Source organism: Pseudomonas sp. Marseille-Q8238, from assembly GCF_965111915.1.
Genome location: NZ_CBCOPI010000001.1, coordinates 953,613 through 979,644, shown reverse-complemented (window position 1 = coordinate 979,644; position 26,032 = coordinate 953,613). Strand labels below are relative to the sequence as shown.

Sequence of the window (26,032 nt, the reverse complement as noted above, 5' to 3'; positions counted from 1 at the left end):
TTATCGTGGCCGCCCGCGATCATCGCCCCCGTGTGTCCGGCAGCAGGTTGGCACACAGGTGGTCGATGAATACCCGCAGCTTGGCCGCCGCATGCCGACTCGACGGCCATAGCACCCAGAACGTGCTGCAGTGGTCGAGGTGGTCGTCGAGCACCCGCTGCAACTCGCCACGCGCCACCGCCTCGCGGACCATGAAATCCGGCAGGCAGGCAATGCCCAATCCTCGCCGCACCACATGATCCACCGCCTCGATGGATGAGCTGACCAGGCGCGTCGGCAGCACCACGTCGGGCTCATCGACCTCGCGCCGCAAGGGCCAGGGCTCGAGCTTGCCGGTCTGATGAAAAACGTGCCGCAGGCAGGCATGATCAGCCAGATCCTCGGGCAACTGCGGCACGCCGTGCTCGCGGAAATAGCCCGGCGTGCCCACCAGCACCATATGGAACTGCCCCAGTTGCCGAGCCATCAGCCGCGAGTCCTTGGGATTGCCGGTGCGCACCACGGCATCGAAGCCTTCCTCGACCACCTCGACCATGCGGTCGGTCAGGTCGATATCCAGTTCGATCTGCGGATAGCGCTGCATGAAATCCACCAGCACCGGCATCACCAGGCCATGCACCTGCGGCAGGCTGATGCGCAATCTGCCACGCGGCGCACTGGATGCCGCGCACAGCTCGAACTCGGCCGCATCCGCTTCGGTGATGATCCGCCGGCAGCGTTCAAGAAAGCCCGCGCCCTCGGCCGTTAGCGTGATGCTGCGAGTGCTGCGGTGAAACAGCCGGGTGTCCAGTCGCGCTTCCAGACGGGCGATGCTTTTGCCCACCGCCGACGAAGACACCCCCAGCACGCGCCCTGCCTCGGTGAAACTACGCGTCTCTGCCACCTGCACGAAGACCGAGATGCTGCCCAGCCAATCCATCCTGCGCCCCAACGATTAAGGACATAGATGTCCGATAAGCTCGGAACCTTAGCCTATTTTTCTCACGGCAGCAGCGCCCTACGATCAGCGCCTCTCTCTGTAACCAGCCCGGGCTGCCTTCATGACCGATTCCATCTGCTCCACCGACCTGCCGTCCTCCGCGGCCACGGACCGAGGCCGCCTGCCACTCGGCGGCTTGCTGGCCCTGGCCACCGCGGCGTTCATCACCCTGCTGACCGAAGCCCTGCCCGCTGGCCTGCTACCGCCGATGAGCCGCGATCTGGACGTCGCCCCGGCGCTGATCGGCCAACTGGTCACGGTCTACGCCATCGGTTCGCTGCTGGCGGCCATCCCGCTGGTGATCCTTACCCAGGGCTGGCGGCGGCGGCCCTTGTTGCTGATCGCCATCGGCGGCTTCGCCATCGTCAACAGCCTGACCGCCCTGTCCACTGACTACAGCCTGACATTGGTCGCCCGCTTGTTCGCCGGGGTCTTCGCCGGACTGCTCTGGGCGCTGCTGGCCGGCTATGCCAGCCGCATGGTCGCGCCGCACCTGCAAGGCAGAGCCATTGCCGTGGCGATGATCGGCGCACCGCTGGCACTGTCACTCGGCATTCCGGCGGGCACCCTGCTTGGCAATCTGCTGGGTTGGCGCCTGAGCTTCGCCATCATGACCGGGCTGACCCTGATACTGATCGCCTGGGTGCGCTGGCAGGTGCCGGACTTCCCCGGTCAGCGCGCGGAAAAACGCCTACCGCTGCTACGCGTGCTGACCCTGCCTGGCATCCGCCCGGTGCTGTTCGTCACCTTCGCCTATGTCCTGGGCCACAACATTCTTTACACCTACATCGCGCCGTTCCTCGAAACGGCAGGCATCGCCGAACAGATCGAACAGGTGCTGCTGGTCTTCGGCCTGGCCGCCTTGCTGAGTATCTGGATTGTCGGCCTGCTGATCGACCGCTGGTTGCGTGAGCTGGTGCTGATCAGTTGTGCGCTGTTCACCCTGTCCGCACTGGCGCTGATGTTCTGGAGCCAACACGCGACCCTGCTTTATGCAGCCGTGGCGGTCTGGGGGCTGGCCTTTGGCGGTTTGGCCACGCTGCTGCAGACTGCCCTGGCCAAAGCAGCGGACAGCCACGCCGATGCCGCCCAGTCGATGCTGGTGACCGCCTGGAACCTGGCCATCGCTGGCGGTGGCTTGATCGGCGGTGTCCTGCTGGAAGGCTTGGGCGTGCTGGCGTTTCCCTGGGTGATCGCCGCGCTGCTGCTCATGTCGCTGCTGGCGACTGCCAATGCCAGGCAACACGGCTTCCCCAGCCTGCGCTAAGAGCCTGTTTACAATCTTCTGGATTAGAGTCAGACAAGGGCTAGGTGCCCCGGCGAAAACGCCTGGGGAACGGACTGGGCCCGGACTCGGGTTTACACATGGTAAATGAGCATTCTGACTGGGCTCGCATCCAAGGGCGTTTCTTAATGCCGCATGGCCGCGAGCCAGGAGATCGTAAACAGGCGCCAAGACGCCCGGACTGGCTGCCGGCGCGCTCTTCCATCGGTGCCCTGCCGGCTCACGCGGTTTTGCCGGTATAATTGCCGGCTTTTCCGGGCCGATGTCGCCCGCAACCGTTTCCAGCCAGGCACGCATCCATGACCACCCAGGCCATCGAAGTCGGCAAACGCCGCACGTTCGCGATCATCTCCCACCCCGACGCCGGTAAGACCACCATTACCGAGAAGCTGCTGCTGATGGGCAAGGCGATTGCCGTCGCCGGTACGGTGAAGTCGCGCAAGTCCGACCGCCATGCGACCTCCGACTGGATGGAAATGGAGAAACAGCGCGGCATCTCCATCACCACCTCGGTGATGCAGTTCCCCTACCGCGAGCACATGATCAACCTGCTCGACACCCCCGGTCACGAAGACTTCTCCGAAGACACCTACCGCACCCTGACCGCGGTGGACTCGGCGCTGATGGTGCTCGACGGCGGTAAAGGCGTCGAGCCGCGCACCATCGCCCTGATGGATGTGTGCCGCCTGCGCGACACGCCCATCGTCAGCTTCATCAACAAACTCGACCGCGACATCCGCGACCCGATCGAACTGCTCGACGAAATCGAGGCGGTGCTAAAGATCAAGGCCGCGCCGATCACCTGGCCGATCGGCTGCTACAAGGACTTCAAGGGCGTCTATCACCTGGCCGACGACTACATCATCGTCTACACCCCGGGACACGGCCACGAGCGCACCGAGGTGAAGATCATCGAAAAGCTCGACTCGGACGAAGCCCGCGCGCACCTGGGCGACGAGTACGAACGCTTCATCGAACAGCTTGAACTGGTACAAGGCGCCTGCCACGAATTCGACCAGGACGAGTTCATGAATGGCCAACTGACCCCGGTATTCTTCGGTACCGCGCTGGGCAACTTCGGCGTCGACCATGTGCTCGACGCCGTGGTCAACTGGGCACCGAAGCCCTTGGCCCGTGTCGCCAACGAGCGCACCGTTGAGCCCGTGGAGGAGAAGTTCACCGGCTTCGTGTTCAAGATCCAGGCAAACATGGACCCCAAACACCGCGACCGTATCGCCTTCATGCGCATCTGCTCGGGCAAGTACAGTCAGGGTATGAAGATGCGCCATGTACGCTTGGGCAAGGACGTGCGCATCGGCGACGCCCTGACCTTCTTCTCCAGCGAGCGTGAGCAATTGGAAGAGGCCTACGCTGGCGACATCATCGGCCTGCACAACCACGGCACCATCCAGATCGGCGACACCTTCACCGAAGGCGAGGCACTGGGCTTCACCGGCATCCCGCACTTCGCCCCTGAACTGTTCCGCCGCGTGCGCCTGAAAGACCCGCTTAAATCCAAGCAACTGCGCCAGGGCCTGCAACAGCTCGCCGAGGAAGGCGCCACCCAGGTGTTCTTCCCCGAGCGCAGCAACGACATCATCCTCGGCGCGGTCGGCGTGCTGCAGTTCGACGTGGTCGCCAGCCGCCTGAAGGAGGAATACAAGGTCGAGTGCGGCTACGAGCCGATCAACGTCTGGTCCGCACGCTGGATCGAGTGCGACGACAAGAAGAAGCTCGAGGACTTCAAGGTCAAGGCCTTCGAGAACATCGCCATCGACGGCGGCGGCCACCTGACCTACCTGGCACCAACCCGGGTCAACCTGAGCCTGATGGAAGAACGCTGGCCAGACGTGAAATTCCGCGCGACGCGCGAGCATCACTGACTTCTGTCTTTGTAGGAGCAACGGGAGCTGCAGGCGACCAACCGCAATCGGCAAAAGCGTCGCCAGCAAGCCGGCTCCTACATACGCATCTCCCTGGGAGGTCTGGAATGGATTCCGACCGTTTGGCCCATCGTGACCACGCCTTGCGTCACGGACGCTTCTCCGAATCCAGCCGCGTCTATCTGCTGACGGCCGTCACTCATGATCATCAAGCGATCTTCCGCTCGCCTGCTGGTAGCGGAAATGCGGAGTCTGCGTGAGGCAGATTCATTCGAGTCGTTGGCCTAATGCCGGATCACTTGCATTGGCTGCTCTGCGTGGGGCCGATCTCGCGAAGCGCGATTGCTATCAACAGATACTCCGGAAGGCCAGGTGAGCAAATCTGGCAGAAAGGCCAGCGCACGCTACGTCGTCGCCAACCCGCTACGTGCAGGGCTGGTCGAGCAACTTGGCGACTATCCGTTGTGGGATGCTATCTGCTTGTAACCTGAGCGCCCTGGGCGCCAGCACGCACTGGGCGTGCCTCTGGCTCCTATGCAACTGCTTTCGTAGTAGCCAGCTTGCTGGCGATCAGGAGCATCTCGGCGATCAGACCTACCCATCCCCCCGCACCACCAGTTGCCCATCCTCCACCACCGCCAGCATGCGAATCACCGCCGGGTCGCCCAGCAGGCACTCGGCCAGCGCCGGTTCCAGCTCGGTACGCACCCGCCGCGCCAGCGCCCTGGCCCCAAAGCGCGGGTCATGTTCACGGCAGAGGAAAGCCAGTGCACTTTCATCGAGCAGTAGCCCTCGCCCCTGCTTGCCCAGGCGCTGGTTGAGCTTGCCCAGTTCGATCTCCAGCAGCGCCTCCAGCCATTGGCTGTCGATGCGCTCGAAACCCAGGATGCGGTCGATGCGGTTGAGGAACTCCGGTTCGAAATGAGCATGCAATGCCCGCTCCAGCAACGCCGGCTCATCGCGCGGTGCCAACCCCAGCCAATTGCGCCAGCCACGCTGGAAACGCTCGCGATAACGTCGGGCATCCTGCGCGCCGATGTTGCTGGTCATGAAGATCAGGCTGTTGCGGAAGTCAATCTTCCGGCTGCCAGCGGCCAGGGTCAGCTGGCCTATCTCGAGCACGCCGAGCAGGCTGCGCACCACTTCCTTGCCGGCCTTTTCCAGCTCGTCGAACAGCACGATGCCGGGGCGCCCGTAGCTGCCCTGGATCGCCTCGATGTCGAACAGCGTGGTGCCCTCCTTGCTGCCGACATAACCGGGCGGCGCTCCGGTCAGGGCGGCAGCGTAGTGTTCCTGGGCCAAAGTGTGCATGTCGATGCGGCAGAAGGCATCGGCGCGACCGTGGATGGCCTGGGCCAGCAGGCGCACGATCTCGGTCTTGCCGACCCCGGTGGGGCCCATGAACAGGTTCACCGCCAACGGTCGCTCGCGCTCACCTATATCGGCCTTGACCACCTTGAGCAGGGACTCGATCTGGTCAAGCACGGCATCCTGGCCGACGATGCGTGAGCGCAACAGCGCCATCACCTGGGACGGCTCGAAGAGGAAGCGCGACTGCAGCGAGCCGACCGGCAGCGTAGTGGTTACCGTCTGGGCCAGTTGCTCACGGTTATGGTCGAGCAGGTCGTTGACGAAGGGCATGCCGAGGTTCCTGATGGCGCAGGGCCTTCTAGTGGGATGGCGCGTTCGCGAGCGCCAATGAACAGCGGGTTATCCCGCCGTCTTTTCCTTGCCCGGATGCGGCAACTCGCCGACCGGACAATCCGCCACGCCGATGGTCGTGCGGGTCATCTTCTCCACGTCTTCCCTGGCCTTCTGCGCGTCCAGCACCCAGGTGCGGTAGAAATCGAACGGGCAGTCGGCCACGCCCTTGTCGCCGTCACTGGAGTTGAACATGCCGGTGTAGCCACGGTGCAGCAGCTTGAACAGGTGGTTCTGCGACTGGTCGTTGGCGCGCGCGTCGCGGATCTGCGAGACCGACAGCTGGGCATACTGGATGCCCATTTCCTCCTCACCGCATTCGCCGAGGGTGCGCCCGTCGAAGCCGATGATCGCCGAGTGGCCGAAGTAGGAATACACACCGTCGAAGCCGGCGGCGTTGGCCACCGCCACATAGCAGTTGTTGGCCCAGGCCATGGTCTTGGACATCAGCACCTGCTGTTCCTTGGCCGGGTACATGTAGCCCTGGCAGCGCACGATCAACTCGGCGCCCTTCATCGCGCAGTCACGCCATATCTCCGGGTAGTTGCCGTCGTCGCAGATGATCAGGCTGATCTTCATGCCCTTGGGGCCTTCGGAAACATACGTGCGGTCGCCCGGGTACCAGCCTTCGATCGGGCACCAGGGAATGCACTTGCGGTACTTCTGCACGATTTCGCCCGCATCGTTGATCAGAATGAGGGTGTTGTACGGCGCCTTGTACGGATGCTCCTCGTGGCGCTCGCCGGTGAGCGAGAAGATGCCCCAGGTCTTGGCCTCGCGGCAGGCGGCGGAAAAGATCGCCGTCTCCTCGCCGGGGATGGTCGCGGCGGTGGCCATCATCTCGTCGTGGTCGTACATGATGCCCATGGTGCTGTACTCGGGGAACACCACCAGATCCATGCCCGGCAGGCCGAGTTTCATGCCCTTGATCATCCCGGCGATCTTGCGCGCGTTGTCGAGCACTTCGGCCTTGCTGTGCAGGCGCGGCATCTTGTAGTTGACGACGGCGACGCCGACGGTGTCCGGGCTGCTGGAAATATCGCCGTGACGCATAAGAGACTCCTCCACTCGTTACGTAGGGTGGAAAACCGCGAAGCGTTTTCCACCAAGGGTATGCAACGGTGGACAAGCAGAGCGTTGTCCACCCTACGGTTCCGCGATCAGTGGCTGATCATCCACGGTCGACCGGCCGGTTTGCCTTTCATGGCATGCGGGTTGGCCTTGGTCGGCGCGACGGGTTTGTTCGGGGTGCAGCAACTGCAGCCGCTGGCGTGCTTGCGCTTGCTGGCGTACTCGGCCAGGCTCTGCGGCGCGTGGCTGCTGCGCTCGTTGGTCTCATGGGCACGACGCTGTTCGCCAGCCATGGTGGAAAAGCGCGGGGTGGACAGGATCACCCGCCGGCTCGGCTCGCCACAGCCAGGGCAGGCGCAAGCCTCGGTGCACTGGCTCATCGGGCGGATCGCCGTGAAGTCGCCACAGCTATCGCAGTCATATTCATAGATCGGCATGGCATGTCTCCTCGCGAAGCAGGTGCGCACGGTGCACCCTGCGGTGGCCGTGCGCGCTCGCTTCACTTGTCGTAAGCGATAGGCAGGTCGATGCTGCCGTCCAGCTGTTTGATCGGGCCGCTGGCGCTAGGGTTGATATCGAAGTCGAAGATGTCGGTCGGTAGCCACAGCGTGGCGCAGGCGTTGGGAATGTCGACCACCCCGCTGATATGCCCCTGCACCGGCGCAGAGCCAAGCAGCGAGTAGCCTTGCGCTGGGCTGTAGCCAAACTTGGTCAGGTAATTGATGGCGTTGAGGCAGGCCTGCTTGTACGCCAGATTGACGTCCAGGTAATGCTGCTTGCCAGCCTCATCCACCGAGATGCCTTCGAAGATCAGGTAGTTGTTGTAGGTGGGCACGATCGGGCTGGGCTTGAAAATCGGGTTCTTGATCCCGTACTTGGCCATACCGCCCTTGATCAGCTCGACCTTCATGTGCACCCAGCCGGCCATTTCGATGGCGCCACAGAAGGTGATCTCGCCGTCACCCTGGCTGAAGTGCAGGTCGCCCACCGACAGGCCCGCGCCGTCGACATAGACCGGGAAGAAGATCTTCGAGCCACGCGACAGGTCCTTGATGTCGCAGTTGCCGCCGTGCTCGCGCGGCGGCACGGTGCGTGCGCCCGTGGCGGCGGCCTTATCGCGGGCCTCGCCTTTGAGCTTGCCCATGTGCGCGGTGTCCGCTTTCGGCGGATTAGCTAGCGGTGGCACCCGGGTCGGGTTGGTGTCGATCAGTTCCTGCTCGCGCTGGTTCCAGTCGGCGAGCATCTTGTGGTCCGGCAGGCAGCCGATCAGACCGGGGTGGATCAGGCCGGCGAAGTTGACGCCTGGGATGTGCCGCGAGCTGGTGAACATGCCCTTGAAGTCCCAGATCGACTTCTGCGCATGAGGGAAATGGTCGGTGAGGAAGCCACCGCCATTGGTCTGCGAGAAGAAGCCGTTGAAGCCCCACAGAGAGTCCTGGCGCGCGCCGATGTCGAGCAGGTCGACCACCAGCAGATCGCCCGGCTCGGCACCATGTACCCCGACCGGGCCGGACAGGTAGTGGACGGTGGACAGGTCGACGTCGCGCACGTCGCTGGCGTCATCGTCGTTCTTGATCGCACCGGCGGTCCAGTCGTAGGTCTCGAGGATAAAATCGTCACCCGGCTTGACCCAGCAGGCCATCGGAATGTCCGGGTGCCAGCGGTTGTGGATCTGCTCATTCTCGGTAGCGGCCTGGTTGAGGTCGACCTTGATCAGGGTATCGGTCATGACAAAGCTCCTGGGGCGATCATGGGGGGGTAGATGAGATGGATGGAGCGACGCCGCAGCGCCGGTACGGAGCTAGTCTTGAACGACAGGAAAAATCGGAAAATACGTTGGATGACGTAGGCGCCAGAACCGGAAACGACGAGCCTTTCAGGGTATTTTCGCGGACGAGAAAAAGCCGATACGCCCAGGCGTACCGGCTTGCAGACAATGGCCTGACGCGTGCGGGAATGCGCCGGGAACAGTCCGCTCTTAAACCGAGAGGTAGCGACTGATCGTCGCCTCATCCACCTTGTCGCGTGTTTCCTCCACCACGAACTTGCCCTTCTCGATCACCAGGAAGCGATCGGCGATTTCCATGGTGAACGACAGCACCTGCTCGGAGACGACAATGGTCAGATCGCGCAGGTTGCGGATCTCCTTCAGCTTGTGAGCGATGTCCTTGATGATCGACGGCTGAATTCCCTCGGTCGGCTCGTCCAGCAGCAGCACCTTGGGGTTGGTCGCCAGCGCGCGGGCGATGGCCAGCTGCTGTTGCTGGCCGCCGGAGAGGTTGCCGCCCTTGCGTGCACGCATCTCGTGCAGCACCGGGAACAGCGCATAGAGATCGTCCGGCACCTTGCCGCCGGCGGAGGCCGGCAGGCCGGTCTGGATATTCTCCAGCACGGTCATGTGCGAGAAGATCATCCGCCCCTGCGGCACGTAGGCGATACCCTGCTCGACACGCTGGTGGGTCTCCAGTTTGGACACATCCTTGCCGTCGACGCTGATCTGCCCGCCCCACTGCGGCAGCACGCCCATCAGGCTCTTGAACAGAGTGGTCTTGCCCATGCCGTTGCGGCCCATGACCGCGACGATTTCCTTCTTCGCCACGTTCAGGTTGAGCTCGTGGAGGATCTGGCTCTGGCCGTAGCCGGAAACGAGGTTGCTGATCTGGAACATGAATGAACTCCTTGCCTCGATGCTGCCCGCTGCTCGCAGGGGTGCGCCGTGCGCACCTCTACCTTGGCGCTGCAGATTCTTCGGTGCGCGCGGCGCACCCTAAAAAAGCCTGCATCCCGGACATCAATGCCCCAGGTACACCTCGATCACCTTCGGATTGGTCTGCACAGCGTCCATGCTGCCCTCAGCCAGCACCTTGCCCTGGTGCAGCACGGTGACGCGGTGGGCGATGCTCTTGACGAACTCCATGTCGTGCTCGATGACCAGCACCGAGCGACCCTTGCTGATGCGATTGAGCAGGTCGGCGGTCTGTACCCGCTCGCTGACGCTCATGCCGGCCACCGGCTCGTCGAGCATCAGCAGCGCCGGGTCCTGCATCAGCAGCATGCCGATCTCCAGCCACTGCTTCTGGCCGTGGGAGAGCAGGTCAGCCTGCTTGTCGAGGAAGTCACTGAGGAAGATCTCCCCGGCCACTTCCTCGACCCGCGCGATGACCTCGGACGAGCGTTTGAAGAACAGCGCGCCGAACACCTTGCGGCCCTTGGGGTAGGACATTTCCAGGTTCTCGAACACCGTCAGGTTTTCGTAGATCGACGGGTTCTGGAACTTGCGCCCAACCCCGGCGCGGACGATGTCGTACTCGCGCATCTTGGTCAGCTCGCGACCATCGAAATCGATGGTGCCGGCAGTGGACTTGGTCTTGCCGCAGATCAGGTCGAGCACGGTGGTCTTGCCGGCGCCATTGGGGCCGATGACCACGTGAACCTCGTTGCGGTCGACGTACAGGTTGAGGTCATTCACCGCCTTGAAGCCGTCGAAGGACACGGTCAGACCTTCGATGGCCAGGACCGGTTTGGCGGCCTGGAATCCTGCTGGGCTGTTCATGGCGTGGTCTCCAGTTCACGGGCGGGTTGCGGGGTGACGGGCTTGCTGGCGAGCACCCGGGCCTTGGGCACCGGCTGGCCGAACAGTTTGTTGCCCAGGGAGAAGCGCGAGACCCACTTGCGCCCGTGGCTTTCCCACAGGCCGGCGATGCCGTTGGGGAAGTACATGACCACGACGATGAACAGGCCGCCCATCAGGTACAGCCACAGCTCGGGGAAGCTCTCGGAGAAGTAGGTCTTGCCGAAGCTCACCAGCAGGGTGCCGTACACCGCGCCGAGCAGCGACATGCGCCCGCCGACTGCGGCGAAGATGACCATCTCGATCGACGGCACGATGCCGACGAAGCTCGGCGACATGAAGCCGACCTGCAGAGCGAACATCGCCCCGCCGATGGCCGAAAAGGCCGCCGCCAGGCAGAACACGAATATCTTGAAGCTGGCCACGTCGTAGCCGGAGAAGCGCACGCGCTCTTCCTTGTCGCGCATGGCCATGAGCAGGCGGCCGAGCTTGGAGGTGAGCACGAAGCGGCCGATCAGGATGCAGCCAAGCAGCAGGAAGGCGTTGACGAAGTAGAGGATGATCTTCGAGCTGTCCGGACGGATGTCCCAGCCGAGCAGGGTCTTCAGGTCGGTGATGCCGTTGACGCCACCGGTGAGGCCTTGCTGACCGATGATCAGGATAGTCAGGATCGCGGCGATGGCCTGGGTGACGATGGAGAAGTACACGTCACCCACGCGGCGCTTGAACATGGCGATGCCGATGATCAGCGCAAGCAGGCTCGGTACCGCGATCACCGCCAGCACGGTGAAGCTGAAACTGTGGAATGGCTGCCACATCATCGGCAGTTCGGTGATCTGGTTCCAGTCCATGAAGTCCGGAATGCCGGGGGTCGACTGGATCTTGGTGCTCTCAGGGTCCGATGCCTCGAGCTTGAGGAACATCGCCATGCAGTAGCCGCCAACCCCGAAGAAGATGCCCTGGCCGAGGCTGAGGATGCCGCCATAGCCCCAGCACAGCACCAGGCCGACGGCGACGAAGGCGTAGGTCAGGTACTTGCCGACCATGTTCAAGCGGAAGGTGTCCAGCGCCAGGGGGAACACCACCAGGATCAGCGTGGCCAGCACCAGCAGGCCAATGGCCCCCTGCTTGCCACCCAGCAGGCTTTCGTATGCGTTTTTCATCAGTTAATCCCCCAGCGCACAAAAAGTCGCTTTGAACCGTAGCGAGCAGCTCCAGCTGCAAGAAGCCCGGAGCGCAGTGACGAAGGCGTACACGTAGTACGTCGAGGAAACGAGCACCGCGCGACGCCGCAGATGGAGCGCGCAGTAGGTTGAAAGTGGCTTTTCACTTACGCACCTTGATCGAGAACAGTCCTTGCGGACGCAGCATCAGGATCAGGATCACCGCCGACAGGGTCAGCACCTTGGCCATCGAACCGGAGAGGAAGAACTCCATGATCGATTGCGCCTGGGCGATGGTGAACGCCGAGGCGATGGTGCCGAGCAGGCTGGCCGCACCGCCGAAGACCACGGTGAGGAAAGTATCGACGATGTACAACGAGCCGGCGGTAGGGCCGGTCGAGCCGATGGTGGTGAACGCCGCGCCAGCCACACCAGCCACGCCACAGCCGAGGGCGAAGGTCATACGGTCGACGCGCTTGGTGTTGATGCCCACAGCACGGCTCATCACCCGGTTCTGCATGGTTGCGCGGACCTGCAGGCCCCAGCGCGAGCGGTACAACATGAGGAAGATGGCGGCGGTGCAGAACAGGGTCAGCGCCATGACGAACAGGCCGTTCTTGGGAATGTCGATGCCCTCGACGGGGTTCCACGAACCCATGATCCACGCGGGCATTTCCGCGCCGACCTCACGGGCGCCGAAGATCGAGCGGAAGGTCTGCTGCAGCACCAGGGACAGGCCCCAAGTGGCAAGCAGGGTGTCCAGCGGACGGTGGTAAAGCTTGCTGATCATCAGCCATTCCACCAGCCAGCCGAGGGCGCCGGCGATGAAGAACGAGGCGATGATCGCGAAGAAGAAATAGTACGGCTGCATGGCCGGGAAGTACTGCAGGGTCAGCGTCGAAATCACATAGGTGGTGTAGGCGCCAACAGTGAGGAATTCGCCGTGGGCCATGTTGATCACGCCCATCTGGCCGAAGATGATCGCCAGACCCAGTGCCATCAGCAGCAGCACACAGAACACCGACAAGCCGTTGAAACCCTGCATGACGGCAATTGCGCCGAAGTCGGATAGCCATTCCATGATGATGGTCTCCTGATAGTGGGAGGTGGTTCGTAGCCTCGTGCGAGGCTGGTCACGCGGACCTTTGTGTAGGAGCCTGGGGCACGCCTAGTGCTTGCTGGCGATCGATACCGGCACTCGATCGCCCGCTGGCAGAGCGATCGCCAGCAAGCTGGCTCCTACAGGAAGGAAACATGCGCAGGGCAAGGCCCTGCGCACCGGGCGCTTACTGGTAGCCTTTGGGGAACGGGTTCGGCTCGATCAGCTCGGACTCGTAGACCACTTTGAAAGTACCGTCGGCCTGGATCTCGGCGATGCGCGACTTACTCCACAGGTGATGGTTGTCATGCACCTTCACGTAGCCTTCCGGCGCGGTGGTCAGCTCGATGCCTGGGGAGGCGGCAACCACTTTGTCGACGTCGAAACTGCCGGCCTTCTCGACCGCGGCCTTCCACAACCATGGCCCGAGGTAGCCGGCCTGGGTCACGTCACCGATGACCGAATCCTTGCCGTACTTGGCCTTGAACTCTTCAACAAATTTCTTGTTGTTCGGGTTGTCCAGGGTCTGGAAGTACTTCATGGAGGAGTAGAAGCCCTTCATGTTCTCGCCGCCGATGCCGAGCATTTCATCCTCGGTCACGGAGAGGGTCAGCAGGGTCTGCTTGTCGGCGGTGATGCCGGCGGCTTTCAGCTGCTTGTAGAAGGCCACGTTCGAGCCACCAACCACGGCCGCGAAGACCACGTCCGGCTTCTTCAGCTTGATCTTGTTGGTCAGCGAGCCGAATTGGGTGTTGCCGAGCGGGTAGTACTCTTCGCCGACCACCGTGCCACCGAGCACGTTCTCGATGTGCTTGCGGGCGATCTTCATCGAGGTGCGTGGCCAGATGTAGTCGGAGCCGAGCAGGTAGAAGGTCTTGGCGCCCTTCTCCTTGGCGATCCAGTCGAGGCTGGCGAGGATCTGCTGGGTCGCTTCCTGGCCGGTGTAGATGACGTTCTTCGATTGCTCCAGGCCTTCGTAGAAGGTCGGGTAGTAGAGCAGGCCGTTGTCCTTCTCGAAGATGGGTAGAACCGCCTTGCGCGAGGCTGAAGTCCAGCAGCCGAAAACGGTGGCGACCTTGTCGCTTTCCAGCAGCTTCTTGGCCTTCTCGGCGAAGGTCGGCCAGTCGGAGGCGCCATCTTCCTGGATCACCTTGATCTGCCGGCCGAGTACGCCACCCGAGGCGTTGATCTGGTCGATGGCCAGCCGCTCGGCCTGGATCGCGCCGGTTTCCGAGATGGCCATGGTGCCGGTGGCCGAGTGCAACTGGCCGACCGTCACGGTGGTGTCGGTTACGGCAAGCCCGGTGGTATTGACGTCATCAGCGGTCGCCGTCTGGCTGAATACACTGGCAGCCAGCAACGAGAGTGCCGCGGCACCCAGCGTCAGCCGGCGGGGAAGAAAGCGTTTCGCACCCGTCAGTCGTTGATCCATGGTCTTGCTCCTCTGGTGATGTTTCCGCACCGGCTCGCCTTTCGGGTACCAGATTGGGTCGCAGCAAGAATGCGTTTATCGGCTAACGGCGCGGTATACGCAGGTTGACGTAAGGGCATACGTCATCTGACGTAGACACTCGAACCCCACGCCCCAGACCTGGGCGGCATACCGGAAACGCGCCAAGACAGTGCAGTTTTATCGCGCCAGAGGACTTGCCCGCCACACTACCTCATATCTAAAAAACAAAAGACAAGTCATTGATATATAAATATATATTCATATATCAATGAAGGCATACAGCGGCGCAGCGTACCCGTTAAACTCCGAAATCCGCCGCACGGTTCCCGCTACGGAGGGCTCTACCTGAAGGCAATTGCCGCAAGGGCGATAGAGCACGCAGGACGCATCACACTTGAGGCATGGAAGTTGCTATTTCACCGGCAATCGTCATCAGGAACCTCCTCCGTGCAACCAACCGGTACCCAGCGCATCGTCAAGATCCGCCGCGACTACAACAGCTGGGTCGCTGACGAGACCATGGAGGACTATGCGCTGCGGTTCACGCCCAAGTCGTTCCGTAAATGGTCGGAGCTGCGCATCGCCAACACGGCGCTGGGTGCGGTGTCGTTCCTCGCTCTGGAGGCCATCGGCGGTGCCCTGGCAATCAGCTACGGCTTCACCAACACCCTGTGGGCCGTACTGGCGATCGCGTTGATCATCTTTCTCACTGGCCTACCGATCAGCTACTACGCCGCGCGCTACGGCGTGGACATGGACCTGCTGACCCGGGGCGCTGGTTTTGGTTACATCGGCTCGACCATCACCTCACTGATCTACGCCAGCTTCACCTTCCTGTTCTTCGCTCTCGAAGCAGCAATCATGGCCCTGGCCCTGGAGCTGTACTTCAGCATTCCACTAGCGCTGGCCTACGTGATCTGCTCGGTACTGGTGATCCCCCTGGTGGCTTTCGGCATTACCCTGATCAACAGGCTGCAGACCTGGACCCAGCCACTGTGGCTGGTGCTGTTGTTCCTGCCCTACCTGTTCGTGATGATTAAGAACCCTGAAGCGTTGAGCGACTGGACCAGTTTCAGTGGCCGCGAAGGTGATGCTGGTGCCTTCAATCTGCTTTACTTCGGCGCCGCCTGTACCGTGGCCCTCGCCCTGGTGACCCAGATCGGCGAGCAGGTCGACTACCTGCGCTTTCTACCGGAAAAAACACAGTACAACCGCAAACGCTGGTGGGCCGCACTGCTCATGGCCGGGCCGGGCTGGATCATCCCCGGTGCACTGAAAATGCTCGCCGGTGCCTTTCTCGCCTTCCTCGCCCTCCAACACGAAATCCCCATCGACCGCGCCGCCGAGCCGACGCAGATGTACCTGGTAGCGTTCAACTATGTGTTCAGCTCTCCAGAATGGGCGCTGGGGGCAATGGTGCTGTTCGTGATCGTTTCACAGATGAAGATCAACATGACCAATGCCTACGCCGGCTCGCTGGCCTGGTCGAACTTCTTCGCCCGTATCACCCATAGTCACCCCGGCCGCGTGGTGTGGCTGGTGTTCAACGTGGCTATCGCCCTGATGCTGATGGAGCTGGGCGTGTTCGAGGCCATCGAGCAGGTGCTCGGCCTGTACGCCAACATAGCCATCGCCTGGATCGGCGCGTTAGTTGCCGACCTGGTGATCAACAAGCCCCTGGGCCTGTCGCCCAAAGGCATCGAGTTCAAGCGCGCGCACCTATACGATATAAACCCGGTCGGCGTTGGCGCCATGCTGATCGCTTCCCTGCTGTCGATCCTGGCCTATGTCGGCCTGTTCGGCAGGCTGGCCGAAGCCGCCTCGCCAATGGTGGCATTGGCCGCCGCCTTCATCAGCGCGCCGCTAATCGCCTGGCTGACCAAGGGCCGCTACTACATCGCCCGTGCCAGCGAGCCCCACCTGCTCTACACCACGAGCCCACGGGAAACCGTGCAGTGCGGTCTGTGCAGCAATGCCTTCGAAGCGCCAGACATGGCCTTCTGCCCGGCATACAGCACGCCGATCTGCTCGCTGTGCTGTTCGCTCGACGCCCGTTGCGGTGACGCCTGCAAACCCCAGGCACGACTGGTCGAGCAACTGGACGACTTCGTTCGGTGGGTCTACCCGAAAGCCTCGATTCCACGCCTGCACAGCCGCCTGGCGCAGTACATGAGCCTGCTCGCCCTGCTGATGCTGATGATGTTCGGCGCCCTGGCGCTGATCTACGGCCAGGTTTCTCATGGTTTGGTACCACATTCGCCCGAGGTCCAGCAGACGCTCTACCAGGCCTTCCTCAAGGCTTTCCTGACCCTGTCTCTATTCGCCGGAATCCTCGCCTGGTGGCTGGTGCTGACCCGCGAAAGCCGCCAGGTGGCGCAGAAGGAATCGGACCGGCAGACTCTGCTGCTGATGCAGGAAATCGAGGCCCACCGGCGCACCGATGAAGAACTGCAGAAAGCGAAGGAGGCCAGCGAGGCGGCCAATGCGGCGAAGAGCCGCTACGTCACCGGACTCTCCCACGAACTGCGCACACCACTCAACAGCATCCTCGGTTATACCCAGATCCTGCAGCGCGATGCGGCCATGCCCGGTCAGCACAAGGACGCTCTGGCGACCATCTTCCGCAGTGGCTCGCACCTGCTATCGCTGATCGACGGGTTGCTCGACGTGGCAAGGATCGAAGCCGGCAAGCTCAACCTGGAACTCTCGGAAATTCCCTTCCCTGAGTTCATCCATCAGATCGACCGCATGTTCGCCCCGCAAGCGGCAGAAAAAGGCTTGCTCTTCCGCCTCGAAACCAGCGGGCGCATGCCTGCGGTGGTCCGCGGCGACGAGAAGCGCGTGCGGCAGATCCTCATCAACCTGCTGGGCAATGCCGTGCGTTTCACCGACAGTGGCGAAGTCTGCCTGCGAGTCAGTTACCTGCGTGAAACAGCCAGCTTCGAGATCATCGATACCGGGATCGGCATCGACCCGCAGCAGATCGAGCGAATATTCCAGCCGTTCGAGCGCGGCGACCTGATGCGCCAGGACAACGGCGTCGGCCTGGGCCTGACCATCACCCGCATGCTCACCTCGCTGATGGGCGGCGAACTCTCGGTGACCAGCGTGCTCGACCATGGCACCCGCTTCCAGGTGCGCCTGTTTCTCTCCGAGGTGCGCGTGCCGCAGGCGGTCGTACACGTGGAGCACGACATCATCGGCTACCAGGGGCCACGTCGGCTGATCCTGGTAGTGGACGACCATATCGAGCACCGACGTGTACTGGCTGGCATGCTCGAACCACTGGGTTTCAACATCGCCCAGGCCGCCAGCGGACAGGAAGCGATTCGCCAGGTGGCGCTACTCAACCCCGACCTGATCTTCATGGACCTGTCGATGCCACAGATGGATGGCTGGGAAACCAGCCGTCTGATCCGCCGCAATGCACTGTCCCAGGCGCCGATCATCGTGCTTTCGGCCAATGCCTTCGCCGACGACCGAGAGCGCAGCCTGGGCGCTGTCTGCAACGACTACCTGGCCAAGCCAGTGCACACCCCGGCTCTGCTCGAGCGCATCCAGAAGCAGCTGGATCTGCAATGGCTACGTCGTACCCAGAATGGTCCTGTGACGCAGGAGCTCGTCCGCGTGCTGCCCAGCGACATCGACCTAGACACATTGCGCGAGCTGGCCGCTCTCGGCTACGTGCGTGGCATTCAGGAAAAACTCGACGCCATCGACCGGCAGACGCCCGACTGCGCCAGCTTCACCGCAGCATTGCGTGCCCTGGTGAAGGGCTTTCGTCTGGATGAATTCACCCGACAACTCACAGAGGCCGACCTTGAACGCGCTGCCCCCCCATCCTGACCGCGCGGTAGCCGACCGCGGCGTGATTCTCATCGTCGACGATACGCCGGACAACCTGGCCCTGCTCTCCGATGCCCTAGACGATGCCGGCTACATGGTGCTGGTGGCTCTCGACGGCCTCAGCGCGCTGAACCGCATCCAGCGCCGGCGCCCGGACCTGATCCTGCTCGACGCGATGATGCCCGGCCTGGACGGTTTCGAAACCTGCCGGCGAATCAAGGCACAGCCGGAAACCGCAGACATCCCGGTGCTGTTCATGACCGCCCTGACCGACAGCGAGCACGTGGTCGAGGGCTTCGAGGCTGGTGGCATCGACTACGTGACCAAACCGATACACCCGGACGAGGTGCTGGCCCGCGTCGCCGCCCACCTGCGCACCGCACGCATCCTGCAATCGGCCCGAGCCGCCTCGCAGCCACTGGACATCAGCCTGAGTAACGAGCCAGCGTATGAGGCACTGTCGTCGCGCTTCGCCCTCACCGAACGGGAAGTGGAAGTACTAAGCTGGGTAGCCTGCGGCAAAACCAACCGCGACATTGGCGACATCCTCGGCCTCAGCCCGCGCACGGTGAACAAGCATCTGGAACACGTGTACGTGAAGCTCGGCGTGGAAACCCGCACCGCCGCTGCGGCCGTGGCGATTTCGGCCAGCGTGGCGCGCTAGAGATTTTGATGTTTCAACACGGTGGCCGGATCGAGGCAATTGCCGACGTTCGACTTTGCCGTTTCATGATGCATTGATTGGGTGGGCTGCAGTGGGTCGCCGCCTGGCCACCCTACAACACCTGAACCCCACGCAGAGTAGGCCTCAGCCCACTAGTTACGGTATCCGCAATTGCCTCAGCGTTTGCTGCTTTGAATCTGCTTGAGCAACGACTCACACTCGTTGGGTTGGTCACCACTCGGCGCCACCAGAGCCAGCAACCCTGCGGCGGGTGCTACAACCGCGCCCAAAGCCAGCATGCCAGCACCACGCAGAACCAGCGGCGTCGCGTGCACCCCCGCAGACGGATTCTTGAAGCTGCCGCGCACATACAGCGGCGAGCGCAGGGAAAACACCCGAAGCCCCTTCGACTCGGGCGTGATGTCCATATTCAGCTGCTCGCTGGCGAAGTTGGCCGTGCCATCGACGGTAATGATGGCGTTCTCCGTATCCACCACGAACAGTCGCGTGCTCAGCACCCCCTGCTTGATTCCCACATCCGCCGCCGCGCAGTTGATTTCGACCTCGTCGTCACCAAACAGACGGTTGACCACATAGTTACCGACATTCAGTCCGGCGATTTCCATCAGGCCACGGCTCACCGCGCCATCGTTCATCAGCATCTTCAGCTCGCCATTGGCGCTGCCCAGCAATGCCGCCACCGAGTTGCCGGTGCCGGAAATATCGGCGTCGCCGTTCAGTTCACCCAGGCTGGTTTGCATCGGTGCAAAGGTCGGAAACAGCTGCTTGAGCTTGAAATGCCGCGCCTTTATCTGAGCCCGCCCCTGTAGCGGCACCCGGTTGCCATCCAGCTGAATGGTCGACTCCAGAGTCCCGCCGGCCATGCCGAAACGCAGCGGCTCCAGGCTGAGACGACCGTCATTGAGCACCAGATGGGTATCGAGGTCACTGATCGGCAACTGGTCGCTGTGCACGATGCGCTTTCCCGTGAAGCGCACATCGGCATCCATTGCCCGCCAGCGCTCGGTGCGAAACACCTCGACTGGCAGCACCTTGTCGCCAGGCTGATTGGCCGGTGCGCCACGCGCCTTTTTCTCCGCATTCGAGTCAGCACCGATCAACGGTGCCAGGTCGCTGAACAGCAGTTGGTTGGATACCAGCGTGCCGGACAGTTTCGGCCGGGGTTGACGGGCAACGAAGGTCAGGTCGCCATGAATATCGCTGTCACCGATGCGCCCGTTGAACCCCTGGTAGAGAAAGGTCGCGCCACTGTCATCGTGCAAACGCGCCACCAATCGACCATCAGTGGAGTAGGCCGGCGTATCCGGCAGGGTCACGCCGGTCAGCGGGTAGAGATTACCCAGGCTGCTACCAGACAAACGCAGGCGTAGATCCAGCGCCCCCAGGTTCTGTGGGTCGGTCAGGGTGCCGGCCAGTATTATCCGTGTACTGCCGGCGCGTACGTCGGCCTGCACCGGAAACGGCAAGGCCGTATCCTGCAGCGCCAACAGACCGCCAACCTTGCCGCTGCCCTCCAGTGCCTGCCCCTGGTATGCGCCCTTGGCGCGCCAGGCGAAGGCATAGTCCTGCGGTGTCGCATCCTGATCGGCAGCCTTCTGCGCAGCCGCCTTGCCGACGATCTCACTGAAGGCAATCGGCTGCCCCAGCGGATCGACATGCACCTCCAGGCGGGTTTTCAGGGGCTGGTCGTCCAGCCGCACACGGCTCTGATCGAAACCGATGGTGCCGATATCCAGCGTCCAGGGCGTCGGCTCATCCTCTTCGGTCGCGGTCTGCTCACCCAGGTCGAAGGTCCAGTTGCTGCGTCCATCGGCCAGACGTTGCAGATTGGCATCGGGCCCCGTGAGGTCGATACGCGGGATACGCACGGTCTTCCATAACAGGGGAAGCGGCGCCAGGCGGAGCTCGACCTTTTCCAGGTGAACAAACGGATCGCCCTTGATCCACTCCGGATTACCCAAGGTCAACCGTTCGGCAGCCACATGTGGCCAGGGCACCCAGGCGTGCCAACCGCCCTCACCGTCCTCGCGTCGCCAGACAACCGCCAGGTTGCCCTCAATGGCGAAAGGTCGATTGAGGGCCTCAGAGACTTTCTCGTTGAGTGTCGGCTTGATCAGGTTCCAGTCGAACAGCACCAGAAACAGCATCAGCGCTGCCACCAGCAAGAGCAGACTGGCCAGGCACCACCCAAGCACCCTACCGACGCGCGTCATGCGACCGTTCCATCATGGCAAGCTCCAAAACTGCTGTACGTCATGATTTACGACTGACAGAAACGCCGAATGACTCAACAAGGTTGGCAGGCGAGTCGAAAATGGCTGATTCTGCGCACTTGGCCACCCAGGAACTTTTACAGCCCCATGCGCCTGATCGACACCCACACGCACCTGGACTTTCCCGACTTCGACGCCGATCGCGCTGACGTGCTGCAACGCGCCAAAGCCGTCGGCGTAGAGCGGCTGGTGGTGCTCGGTGTGTACCAGGAGAACTGGCAGCGTTTGTGGCAATTGGCCCTGGACAACGACGCCATTCATGCGGCGTTCGGCCTGCATCCGGTGTACCTGGCACAGCACCGCCCCGAACACCTCGTCGCACTGCGTGACTGGCTGTTGCGCCATGCCGGACATCCAAAGCTGTGTGCGGTCGGTGAGTTCGGCCTCGACTACTACATCGACAATCCCCAGCCCGAACGCCAGCAGGCTCTGTTCGAGGCGCAACTGAAACTCGCCATCGAATTCGAGTTGCCCGTGCTGCTGCATGTGCGCCGCGCCCATGCAGCAACCATCGCCACGCTGAAACGCCTCAAGGTGCCACGCGCCGGTATCATCCATGCCTTTGCTGGCAGTTACGAAGAAGCCCGCGAATACCTCAAGCTGGGCTTCAAGCTTGGCCTCGGCGGCGCGGCGACGTGGCCTCAGGCCAAACGCATGCACAAGGTCATCGGGCAACTGCCACTGAACGCGGTGGTCCTGGAAACCGACTCGCCCGACATGGCCCCAGCCATGCATCCGCAGCAACGCAACAGCCCGGAATACCTGGGGGATATCTGCGCAAGCCTGGCCGAGCTGTTGCGCACCGATGCCGACAGCCTGGCCAGCGCCAGCAGCCGCAACGCGGCAGACCTCTTTGGTTGGGCCATACAGTGCCCAGGGCGTAACCTGGATTAGCCGAAGGCGTAACTTGCATCAGCAGCCAGGCGATGGATTTCGCCTACGGCTAATCCGCCCTGCAGACTGCCGTCCTCAGGAAGCAGGGTGGATCACGCTTTATCGATCCACCAAGGGATGCCGGTAGACGAGAAGAGCATCAGCTACGCGTTCCGATTCCTCGTTACGAGGTGTAATTTCATCGCAATGAAAAAGCCCGCCAAATGGCGGGCTCTCGTCAGGCAGGTTATTTAGACACGGAAGGCGCTGATCAACTCCTTGAGGCGTGCCACCTGGTCAGACAGTTGCCGGCTGGCCTGCTCGGTCTGCACCGCGCCTTGCGCCGTGCGCTCGCCGGCCTGGTTGATTTCCACGATGTTCATGTCGATATCGTGGGCAACTGCCGTCTGCTGCTCGGCCGCTGCAGCGATCTGCTGGTTCTGGTCAACGATCATGCCGACTGCACCCAGGATATTCTCCAACGCCTGTTGTACCTGGCTCGACTGGCTGACAGCGTTCTCCACCATCTGGTGGCTGCCATTCATCGCAGTGACCGTCGCCCCAACTCCATTCTGCAAGCGGCCGATCATCTGCTCGATTTCCTCGGTGGACTGGTGCGTGCGCTTGGCCAGGTTACGCACCTCGTCGGCCACCACGGCGAAACCACGGCCCTGTTCACCAGCCCGCGCGGCCTCGATGGCAGCGTTGAGCGCCAACAGGTTGGTCTGCCCCGCAATGCCCTTAATCACCTCCAGTACCTGGCTGATCGAGGCACTGTCGGCCGCCAACTGATTGATCACGCCGACCGACTGGTCGATCTCGTTGGCCAGCCGCTGGATGCTACCCACCTGGGCCTCGACCGTAGCCCGACCGCTGACGGTTTCCTGGTTGACGCTATGGGCGCTATCCACGGCCGCAGAAGCGCTACGTGCCACTTCCTGCGCGGTGGCCGACATCTCGTTCATCGCCGTGGCGACCTGTTCGATCTGTCCACGTTGCGCAGTGACGGCCTGGCTGCTTTCACCGGAAACCAGCTCCACGCGATCAGCCTGACGCTCGACTTCTGTCACGGTCTGCCCGACCAATTCGATCAGGTCACGGATCTTCGCCACGGTGCCGTTGAACACCTCGCCCAACTCGCCCAACTCGTCCTGACTGCTGACATTGACCCTGACGGTCATATCGCCGGCCGCTACCTGCCCCAGGGTCTTGCCAAAACCTTTCAGCGTTGCCCGGGTAGACACGTAGAAACCGCCATACAGGTAGCCGATCAACACGAACACCAGTACCAGTGCCACAACCAGCAGCACCATCTGCGTACGCTTCTGCTCCAGGCGCTGGCCCAGTTCCTGATCGAGGTACTGCAATACCGCATCGTTCAGGGCATAGGTCTTGTCGATACCTGTGGTCATCTGGGTGAAGAAGTCTTCCCACGGGGCATCCAGAGAGTCTGCCATGAGGATATTTTCCTCAAGCAGCGCCCCGGCATCGGGCAAGGTCTTGCGGCTGGCTTCCGCTGCAGCGGACAGCGCGCGTTGCGCCTCGGCACTGCCTTCCAGGGCGTTTTGAATCTTGAAGCCGTATTCGGCGTGCAGCTTTTCCAGCTCCTGCAACAGTTCGTCGAGACGAGTGCTGTCGGCAGAGCCGAGAATGCCCTGTCCCAGGGAATACGTACCCAAGGCACGGCCCTTGCTCAGCGCCTTGGTTACTGGCGGCGTGACGGTCGTCATCAGTTCTGTCATCTGCCGCACGGTCAGGTCGCTGTCCTGACTCAGACCGGACTGGCTGGCGACAAACTTGATGAACACTTCGGCGTTATCCAGCGCCTTGGTCGCCATGCTCGACTTGCTGCGCTGCGAACTCTGCTGCTTCACCTCTTCCAGCGCACTGCGGACCGCATCCCGCTGCACGTTGAATTCCGCAATCTTCTGCGCGTCGCTGCTGCTGGATTGCAAAGCGTCCAGGGTCTTGCCGACGCTGGCTTCCAAATCGCCAATCTGCACGAGCAGTTTATCGGCCATACCGGATTGACCAAGCACCGCATTGACTTCAGCGAGGTCATTGAGCCGCTCGAGCTCCTGACGCATGTTCAGGCTCTGCTTGAGCAGTTCGAGGCTCTGCAGCTCAGACCGGGTATCGACGAACTCGTTGTACGAGTCGCGCACCAGATAGAAATTGGTGATGAGCATGGGCAGGAAGAAAAGCACACTGATCAAGCTGAACTTCATGCCGAAGCTCATGCGATTCATCAGGGCGATGGCGGGATACAACACGCTATTCACTAGACGTCTCCTGTTGCCATTATTGTTATATGCCTAGGCTGGAGTAGCCGGGCAATGGAACGGCAAGGTGCTTACTGGAACTGCAATGCGGGTAGATCACGCCCATCTGAAACAGACGCCTACCCTGAGGTTTTTCATCAAAAAGCGGCCTCAACAGGCACTTTTCGCGTAATCCCCAGACAACCGTATACCCGATATCGGCCCCTACCTCTGTAACTTAAGGTTAAGGATATGCCGTTCAGTGAACATTCGTATTGATCTGCCTCAGGCAGGATGAGGCTCCGCCGCCTGGAGATACCCCGGCCACACGGCGAAAGGTCCGGTGAACGGATTGTAGGAGGGGAAGAAGGTCAGGCACACCTGTGCAGATGTGCCTTGATGCTGCCGGGGCGACTAGCGCCCCTATCAGTCAGCTGAATATCAGAGAAAAAGTATCCAGACTGCGAACGCGGCGTACCAAAGCACCGCGGCACGCACCAGCAGTTGCCACAACGCATCGAGGCTGCTGACCCCTGACTCTCCGGGCTGTGGCTCCGGCAGCTCACCCGCAGCACGGCCGGCACTGACCAACAACTGTGCAGCGGGGATGTCCCAGCTGAGCAAGTCATGCAGGACCACTCGACTCACCGCGGCAAAGTTGCCGACCAATGCAAAACTTGCCGCCAATACCCGTACCGGCAGCCAATCAAGCGCATGACGAAGCTGAGCGGCACGCTCGACCAACGGCGCCTGCTGGGAATGCTCGACCACCAGAGCCAGCAGACGATAGGCCAATGCCACCAGCGGGCCGAGCAGGGCATACCAGAAGATCACCACGAAGAAGCCCTGATAGGCCTGCCATAGCTGATAGCGCTGTACGTTCAGCAGCAACTCAGCCTCGCCATCGGCGACAACACCCAGGTCACGCTCGGCCACATGCAGGGCTGCCTGGTCATCGCCACGTCGCCAGGCATCACGGAAAGGCCCTAACGCCGTCAATACGTCGCCACGACCCAGGCTGTAGATCAGGATCAACAGATGCACAGGCAACGCCAACCAACCGTAGGCCAACGGCTTGATCAACAGCAGCAGAATACCGAGTACCACCACCGGCAACAGGACCAGCACCAGCAAACGCCCCCACGGCGATGTCTGCTCGCGCCCCTCGCCACGCGCCAATAGCTGAAGCCACGGACCGTCCTTCTGAATACGCTGACGCCAGGCCGAGAACTTCTCGACCCACAGCACCAACAACAGCACCAGAAAACTCATCTCTCGCTCTCCTTGGTCAACAACGCGGTACGCAAGCGCGACCAGTCGAAACAGGGGCCCGGATCGGTCTTGCGTCCAGGAGCAATATCACTGTGGCCGCAAATTCGCTCGACGCTCATCGCTGGATAAACCCGCAGCATTTCGCTCGCCAGGGTCGTCAGCGCAGCATATTGGGCATCGCTGAAAGGCAGCTCATCCGTACCTTCCAGTTCGATACCCACGGAAAAGTCGTTGCAGTTCTCACGCCCATCGAACAGGGAAACGCCTGCATGCCAGGCACGCTCATTACAGGAGACAAACTGGATGACCGTGCCGTCACGCTCAATCAGGAAATGCGCAGAAACCTGCAGGTGGGTAATCGTGGCGAAGTACGGGTGCTCGTCGTACGGCAGGCAGTTCTGGAAGAACTGCTGCACCTTGCCCGTACCAAACTGACCAGGTGGCAGGCTGATATTGTGAATGACCAGTAGCGACACCTCATCCAACGGACGGGCATTGCAATTGGGCGATGGGCAATGCTGCACATCACGGCACCAGCCACTGATGGGGTCCAGCTGCATATTGGCTCCTTGAACACTGACCACACTCTAACAGGCCCATTGCTGCCCTGAAACGAC

At 61.9% G+C, this 26,032-nt stretch carries 19 protein-coding genes and 1 pseudogene; 6 read left to right on the top strand and 14 right to left on the bottom strand.

The window, feature by feature from the left end; translation table 11 throughout:
- Positions 1–19: 19 nt before the first annotated feature.
- Positions 20–919, bottom strand: coding sequence for a LysR family transcriptional regulator (locus tag ACWPW0_RS04310; protein WP_454254535.1), 900 nt, complete (start codon positions 917–919; stop codon positions 20–22).
- Positions 920–1,040: 121 nt separating this feature from the next.
- Between ACWPW0_RS04310 and ACWPW0_RS04305 the strand changes: the two genes are divergently transcribed.
- From ACWPW0_RS04305 to ACWPW0_RS04295, 3 genes and pseudogenes are all read left to right on the top strand, one after another.
- On the top strand, positions 1,041–2,246 hold the full coding sequence (locus tag ACWPW0_RS04305) for an MFS transporter (protein WP_454254534.1): 1,206 nt from the start codon (positions 1,041–1,043) through the stop codon (positions 2,244–2,246).
- 317 nt (positions 2,247–2,563) lie between these two features.
- On the top strand, positions 2,564–4,147 hold the full coding sequence (locus ACWPW0_RS04300) for a peptide chain release factor 3 (RefSeq protein WP_447589322.1): 1,584 nt from the start codon (positions 2,564–2,566) through the stop codon (positions 4,145–4,147).
- 107 nt (positions 4,148–4,254) lie between these two features.
- Positions 4,255–4,633 (top strand): annotated as a pseudogene (locus tag ACWPW0_RS04295) (transposase).
- Between the two features lie 108 nt (positions 4,634–4,741).
- On the opposite strand, the gene ACWPW0_RS04290 reads toward ACWPW0_RS04295, so the two are convergent.
- From ACWPW0_RS04290 to urtA, 9 genes are all read right to left on the bottom strand, one after another.
- Complete coding sequence (locus ACWPW0_RS04290; RefSeq protein WP_447589320.1) at positions 4,742–5,788, bottom strand: AAA family ATPase; 1,047 nt, start codon at positions 5,786–5,788, stop codon at positions 4,742–4,744.
- 69 nt (positions 5,789–5,857) lie between these two features.
- Entirely contained in the window at positions 5,858–6,901 is a 1,044-nt protein-coding gene (locus ACWPW0_RS04285; protein ID WP_447589318.1) for an aliphatic amidase, read from the bottom strand.
- A 107-nt stretch (positions 6,902–7,008) separates the two neighbouring features.
- Positions 7,009–7,356: an FmdB family zinc ribbon protein gene (locus ACWPW0_RS04280; RefSeq protein ID WP_447589316.1), complete on the bottom strand. Its 348-nt coding sequence runs from the start codon at positions 7,354–7,356 to the stop codon at positions 7,009–7,011.
- A 62-nt stretch (positions 7,357–7,418) separates the two neighbouring features.
- Positions 7,419–8,648: a formamidase gene (gene fmdA / locus ACWPW0_RS04275; RefSeq protein WP_447589315.1), complete on the bottom strand. Its 1,230-nt coding sequence runs from the start codon at positions 8,646–8,648 to the stop codon at positions 7,419–7,421.
- Between the two features lie 249 nt (positions 8,649–8,897).
- Complete coding sequence (urtE, locus tag ACWPW0_RS04270; RefSeq protein WP_447589313.1) at positions 8,898–9,587, bottom strand: urea ABC transporter ATP-binding subunit UrtE; 690 nt, start codon at positions 9,585–9,587, stop codon at positions 8,898–8,900.
- Positions 9,588–9,710: 123 nt separating this feature from the next.
- The gene (gene urtD / locus ACWPW0_RS04265) at positions 9,711–10,472 is read right to left on the bottom strand and encodes an urea ABC transporter ATP-binding protein UrtD (RefSeq protein WP_447589311.1); all 762 of its coding nucleotides are present in this window, start codon (positions 10,470–10,472) and stop codon (positions 9,711–9,713) included.
- Positions 10,469–11,653 (bottom strand): urea ABC transporter permease subunit UrtC, encoded by a 1,185-nt coding sequence (urtC, locus tag ACWPW0_RS04260; protein ID WP_447589309.1) that lies wholly within the window; start codon positions 11,651–11,653, stop codon positions 10,469–10,471. The genes urtD and urtC overlap by 4 nt, the downstream gene beginning before the upstream one ends.
- A gap of 163 nt (positions 11,654–11,816) precedes the next feature.
- Positions 11,817–12,734: an urea ABC transporter permease subunit UrtB gene (gene urtB / locus ACWPW0_RS04255; RefSeq protein WP_447589307.1), complete on the bottom strand. Its 918-nt coding sequence runs from the start codon at positions 12,732–12,734 to the stop codon at positions 11,817–11,819.
- 205 nt (positions 12,735–12,939) lie between these two features.
- Positions 12,940–14,184 (bottom strand): urea ABC transporter substrate-binding protein, encoded by a 1,245-nt coding sequence (gene urtA / locus ACWPW0_RS04250; protein WP_454254533.1) that lies wholly within the window; start codon positions 14,182–14,184, stop codon positions 12,940–12,942.
- A gap of 468 nt (positions 14,185–14,652) precedes the next feature.
- Between urtA and ACWPW0_RS04245 the strand changes: the two genes are divergently transcribed.
- A complete protein-coding gene (locus ACWPW0_RS04245; RefSeq protein WP_454254532.1) occupies positions 14,653–18,051 on the top strand; it encodes an ATP-binding protein in 3,399 nt (1,132 codons plus the stop codon).
- Positions 18,026–18,715: a response regulator gene (locus ACWPW0_RS04240; RefSeq protein WP_447589301.1), complete on the top strand. Its 690-nt coding sequence runs from the start codon at positions 18,026–18,028 to the stop codon at positions 18,713–18,715. The genes ACWPW0_RS04245 and ACWPW0_RS04240 overlap by 26 nt, the downstream gene beginning before the upstream one ends.
- A gap of 176 nt (positions 18,716–18,891) precedes the next feature.
- Here the strand turns inward: ACWPW0_RS04240 and ACWPW0_RS04235 are convergent, their stop codons facing one another.
- Positions 18,892–20,949 (bottom strand): AsmA family protein, encoded by a 2,058-nt coding sequence (locus ACWPW0_RS04235; RefSeq protein WP_454254531.1) that lies wholly within the window; start codon positions 20,947–20,949, stop codon positions 18,892–18,894.
- Positions 20,950–21,096: 147 nt separating this feature from the next.
- Between ACWPW0_RS04235 and ACWPW0_RS04230 the strand changes: the two genes are divergently transcribed.
- The gene (locus ACWPW0_RS04230) at positions 21,097–21,903 is read left to right on the top strand and encodes a TatD family hydrolase (protein WP_454254530.1); all 807 of its coding nucleotides are present in this window, start codon (positions 21,097–21,099) and stop codon (positions 21,901–21,903) included.
- Between the two features lie 230 nt (positions 21,904–22,133).
- Here the strand turns inward: ACWPW0_RS04230 and ACWPW0_RS04225 are convergent, their stop codons facing one another.
- The 3 genes from ACWPW0_RS04225 to ampD form a co-directional block, all read right to left on the bottom strand.
- Positions 22,134–24,164: a methyl-accepting chemotaxis protein gene (locus ACWPW0_RS04225; protein WP_447589295.1), complete on the bottom strand. Its 2,031-nt coding sequence runs from the start codon at positions 24,162–24,164 to the stop codon at positions 22,134–22,136.
- A 420-nt stretch (positions 24,165–24,584) separates the two neighbouring features.
- Complete coding sequence (ampE, locus tag ACWPW0_RS04220; protein WP_447589293.1) at positions 24,585–25,415, bottom strand: regulatory signaling modulator protein AmpE; 831 nt, start codon at positions 25,413–25,415, stop codon at positions 24,585–24,587.
- A complete protein-coding gene (gene ampD / locus ACWPW0_RS04215; RefSeq protein WP_454254529.1) occupies positions 25,412–25,975 on the bottom strand; it encodes a 1,6-anhydro-N-acetylmuramyl-L-alanine amidase AmpD in 564 nt (187 codons plus the stop codon). Before ampD ends, ampE begins: the two co-directional genes overlap by 4 nt.
- Positions 25,976–26,032 lie beyond the last annotated feature (57 nt).

Coding starts and splice junctions, on each gene's coding strand:
- ACWPW0_RS04310 (WP_454254535.1), bottom strand. CDS start 919: ATGGATTGGCTGGGCAGCATCTCGGTCTTCGTGCAGGTGGCAGAGACG.
- ACWPW0_RS04305 (WP_454254534.1), top strand. CDS start 1,041: ATGACCGATTCCATCTGCTCCACCGACCTGCCGTCCTCCGCGGCCACG.
- ACWPW0_RS04300 (WP_447589322.1), top strand. CDS start 2,564: ATGACCACCCAGGCCATCGAAGTCGGCAAACGCCGCACGTTCGCGATC.
- ACWPW0_RS04290 (WP_447589320.1), bottom strand. CDS start 5,788: ATGCCCTTCGTCAACGACCTGCTCGACCATAACCGTGAGCAACTGGCC.
- ACWPW0_RS04285 (WP_447589318.1), bottom strand. CDS start 6,901: ATGCGTCACGGCGATATTTCCAGCAGCCCGGACACCGTCGGCGTCGCC.
- ACWPW0_RS04280 (WP_447589316.1), bottom strand. CDS start 7,356: ATGCCGATCTATGAATATGACTGCGATAGCTGTGGCGACTTCACGGCG.
- fmdA (WP_447589315.1), bottom strand. CDS start 8,648: ATGACCGATACCCTGATCAAGGTCGACCTCAACCAGGCCGCTACCGAG.
- urtE (WP_447589313.1), bottom strand. CDS start 9,587: ATGTTCCAGATCAGCAACCTCGTTTCCGGCTACGGCCAGAGCCAGATC.
- urtD (WP_447589311.1), bottom strand. CDS start 10,472: ATGAACAGCCCAGCAGGATTCCAGGCCGCCAAACCGGTCCTGGCCATC.
- urtC (WP_447589309.1), bottom strand. CDS start 11,653: ATGAAAAACGCATACGAAAGCCTGCTGGGTGGCAAGCAGGGGGCCATT.
- urtB (WP_447589307.1), bottom strand. CDS start 12,734: ATGGAATGGCTATCCGACTTCGGCGCAATTGCCGTCATGCAGGGTTTC.
- urtA (WP_454254533.1), bottom strand. CDS start 14,184: ATGGATCAACGACTGACGGGTGCGAAACGCTTTCTTCCCCGCCGGCTG.
- ACWPW0_RS04235 (WP_454254531.1), bottom strand. CDS start 20,949: ATGACGCGCGTCGGTAGGGTGCTTGGGTGGTGCCTGGCCAGTCTGCTC.
- ACWPW0_RS04230 (WP_454254530.1), top strand. CDS start 21,097: ATGCGCCTGATCGACACCCACACGCACCTGGACTTTCCCGACTTCGAC.
- ampE (WP_447589293.1), bottom strand. CDS start 25,415: ATGAGTTTTCTGGTGCTGTTGTTGGTGCTGTGGGTCGAGAAGTTCTCG.
- ampD (WP_454254529.1), bottom strand. CDS start 25,975: ATGCAGCTGGACCCCATCAGTGGCTGGTGCCGTGATGTGCAGCATTGC.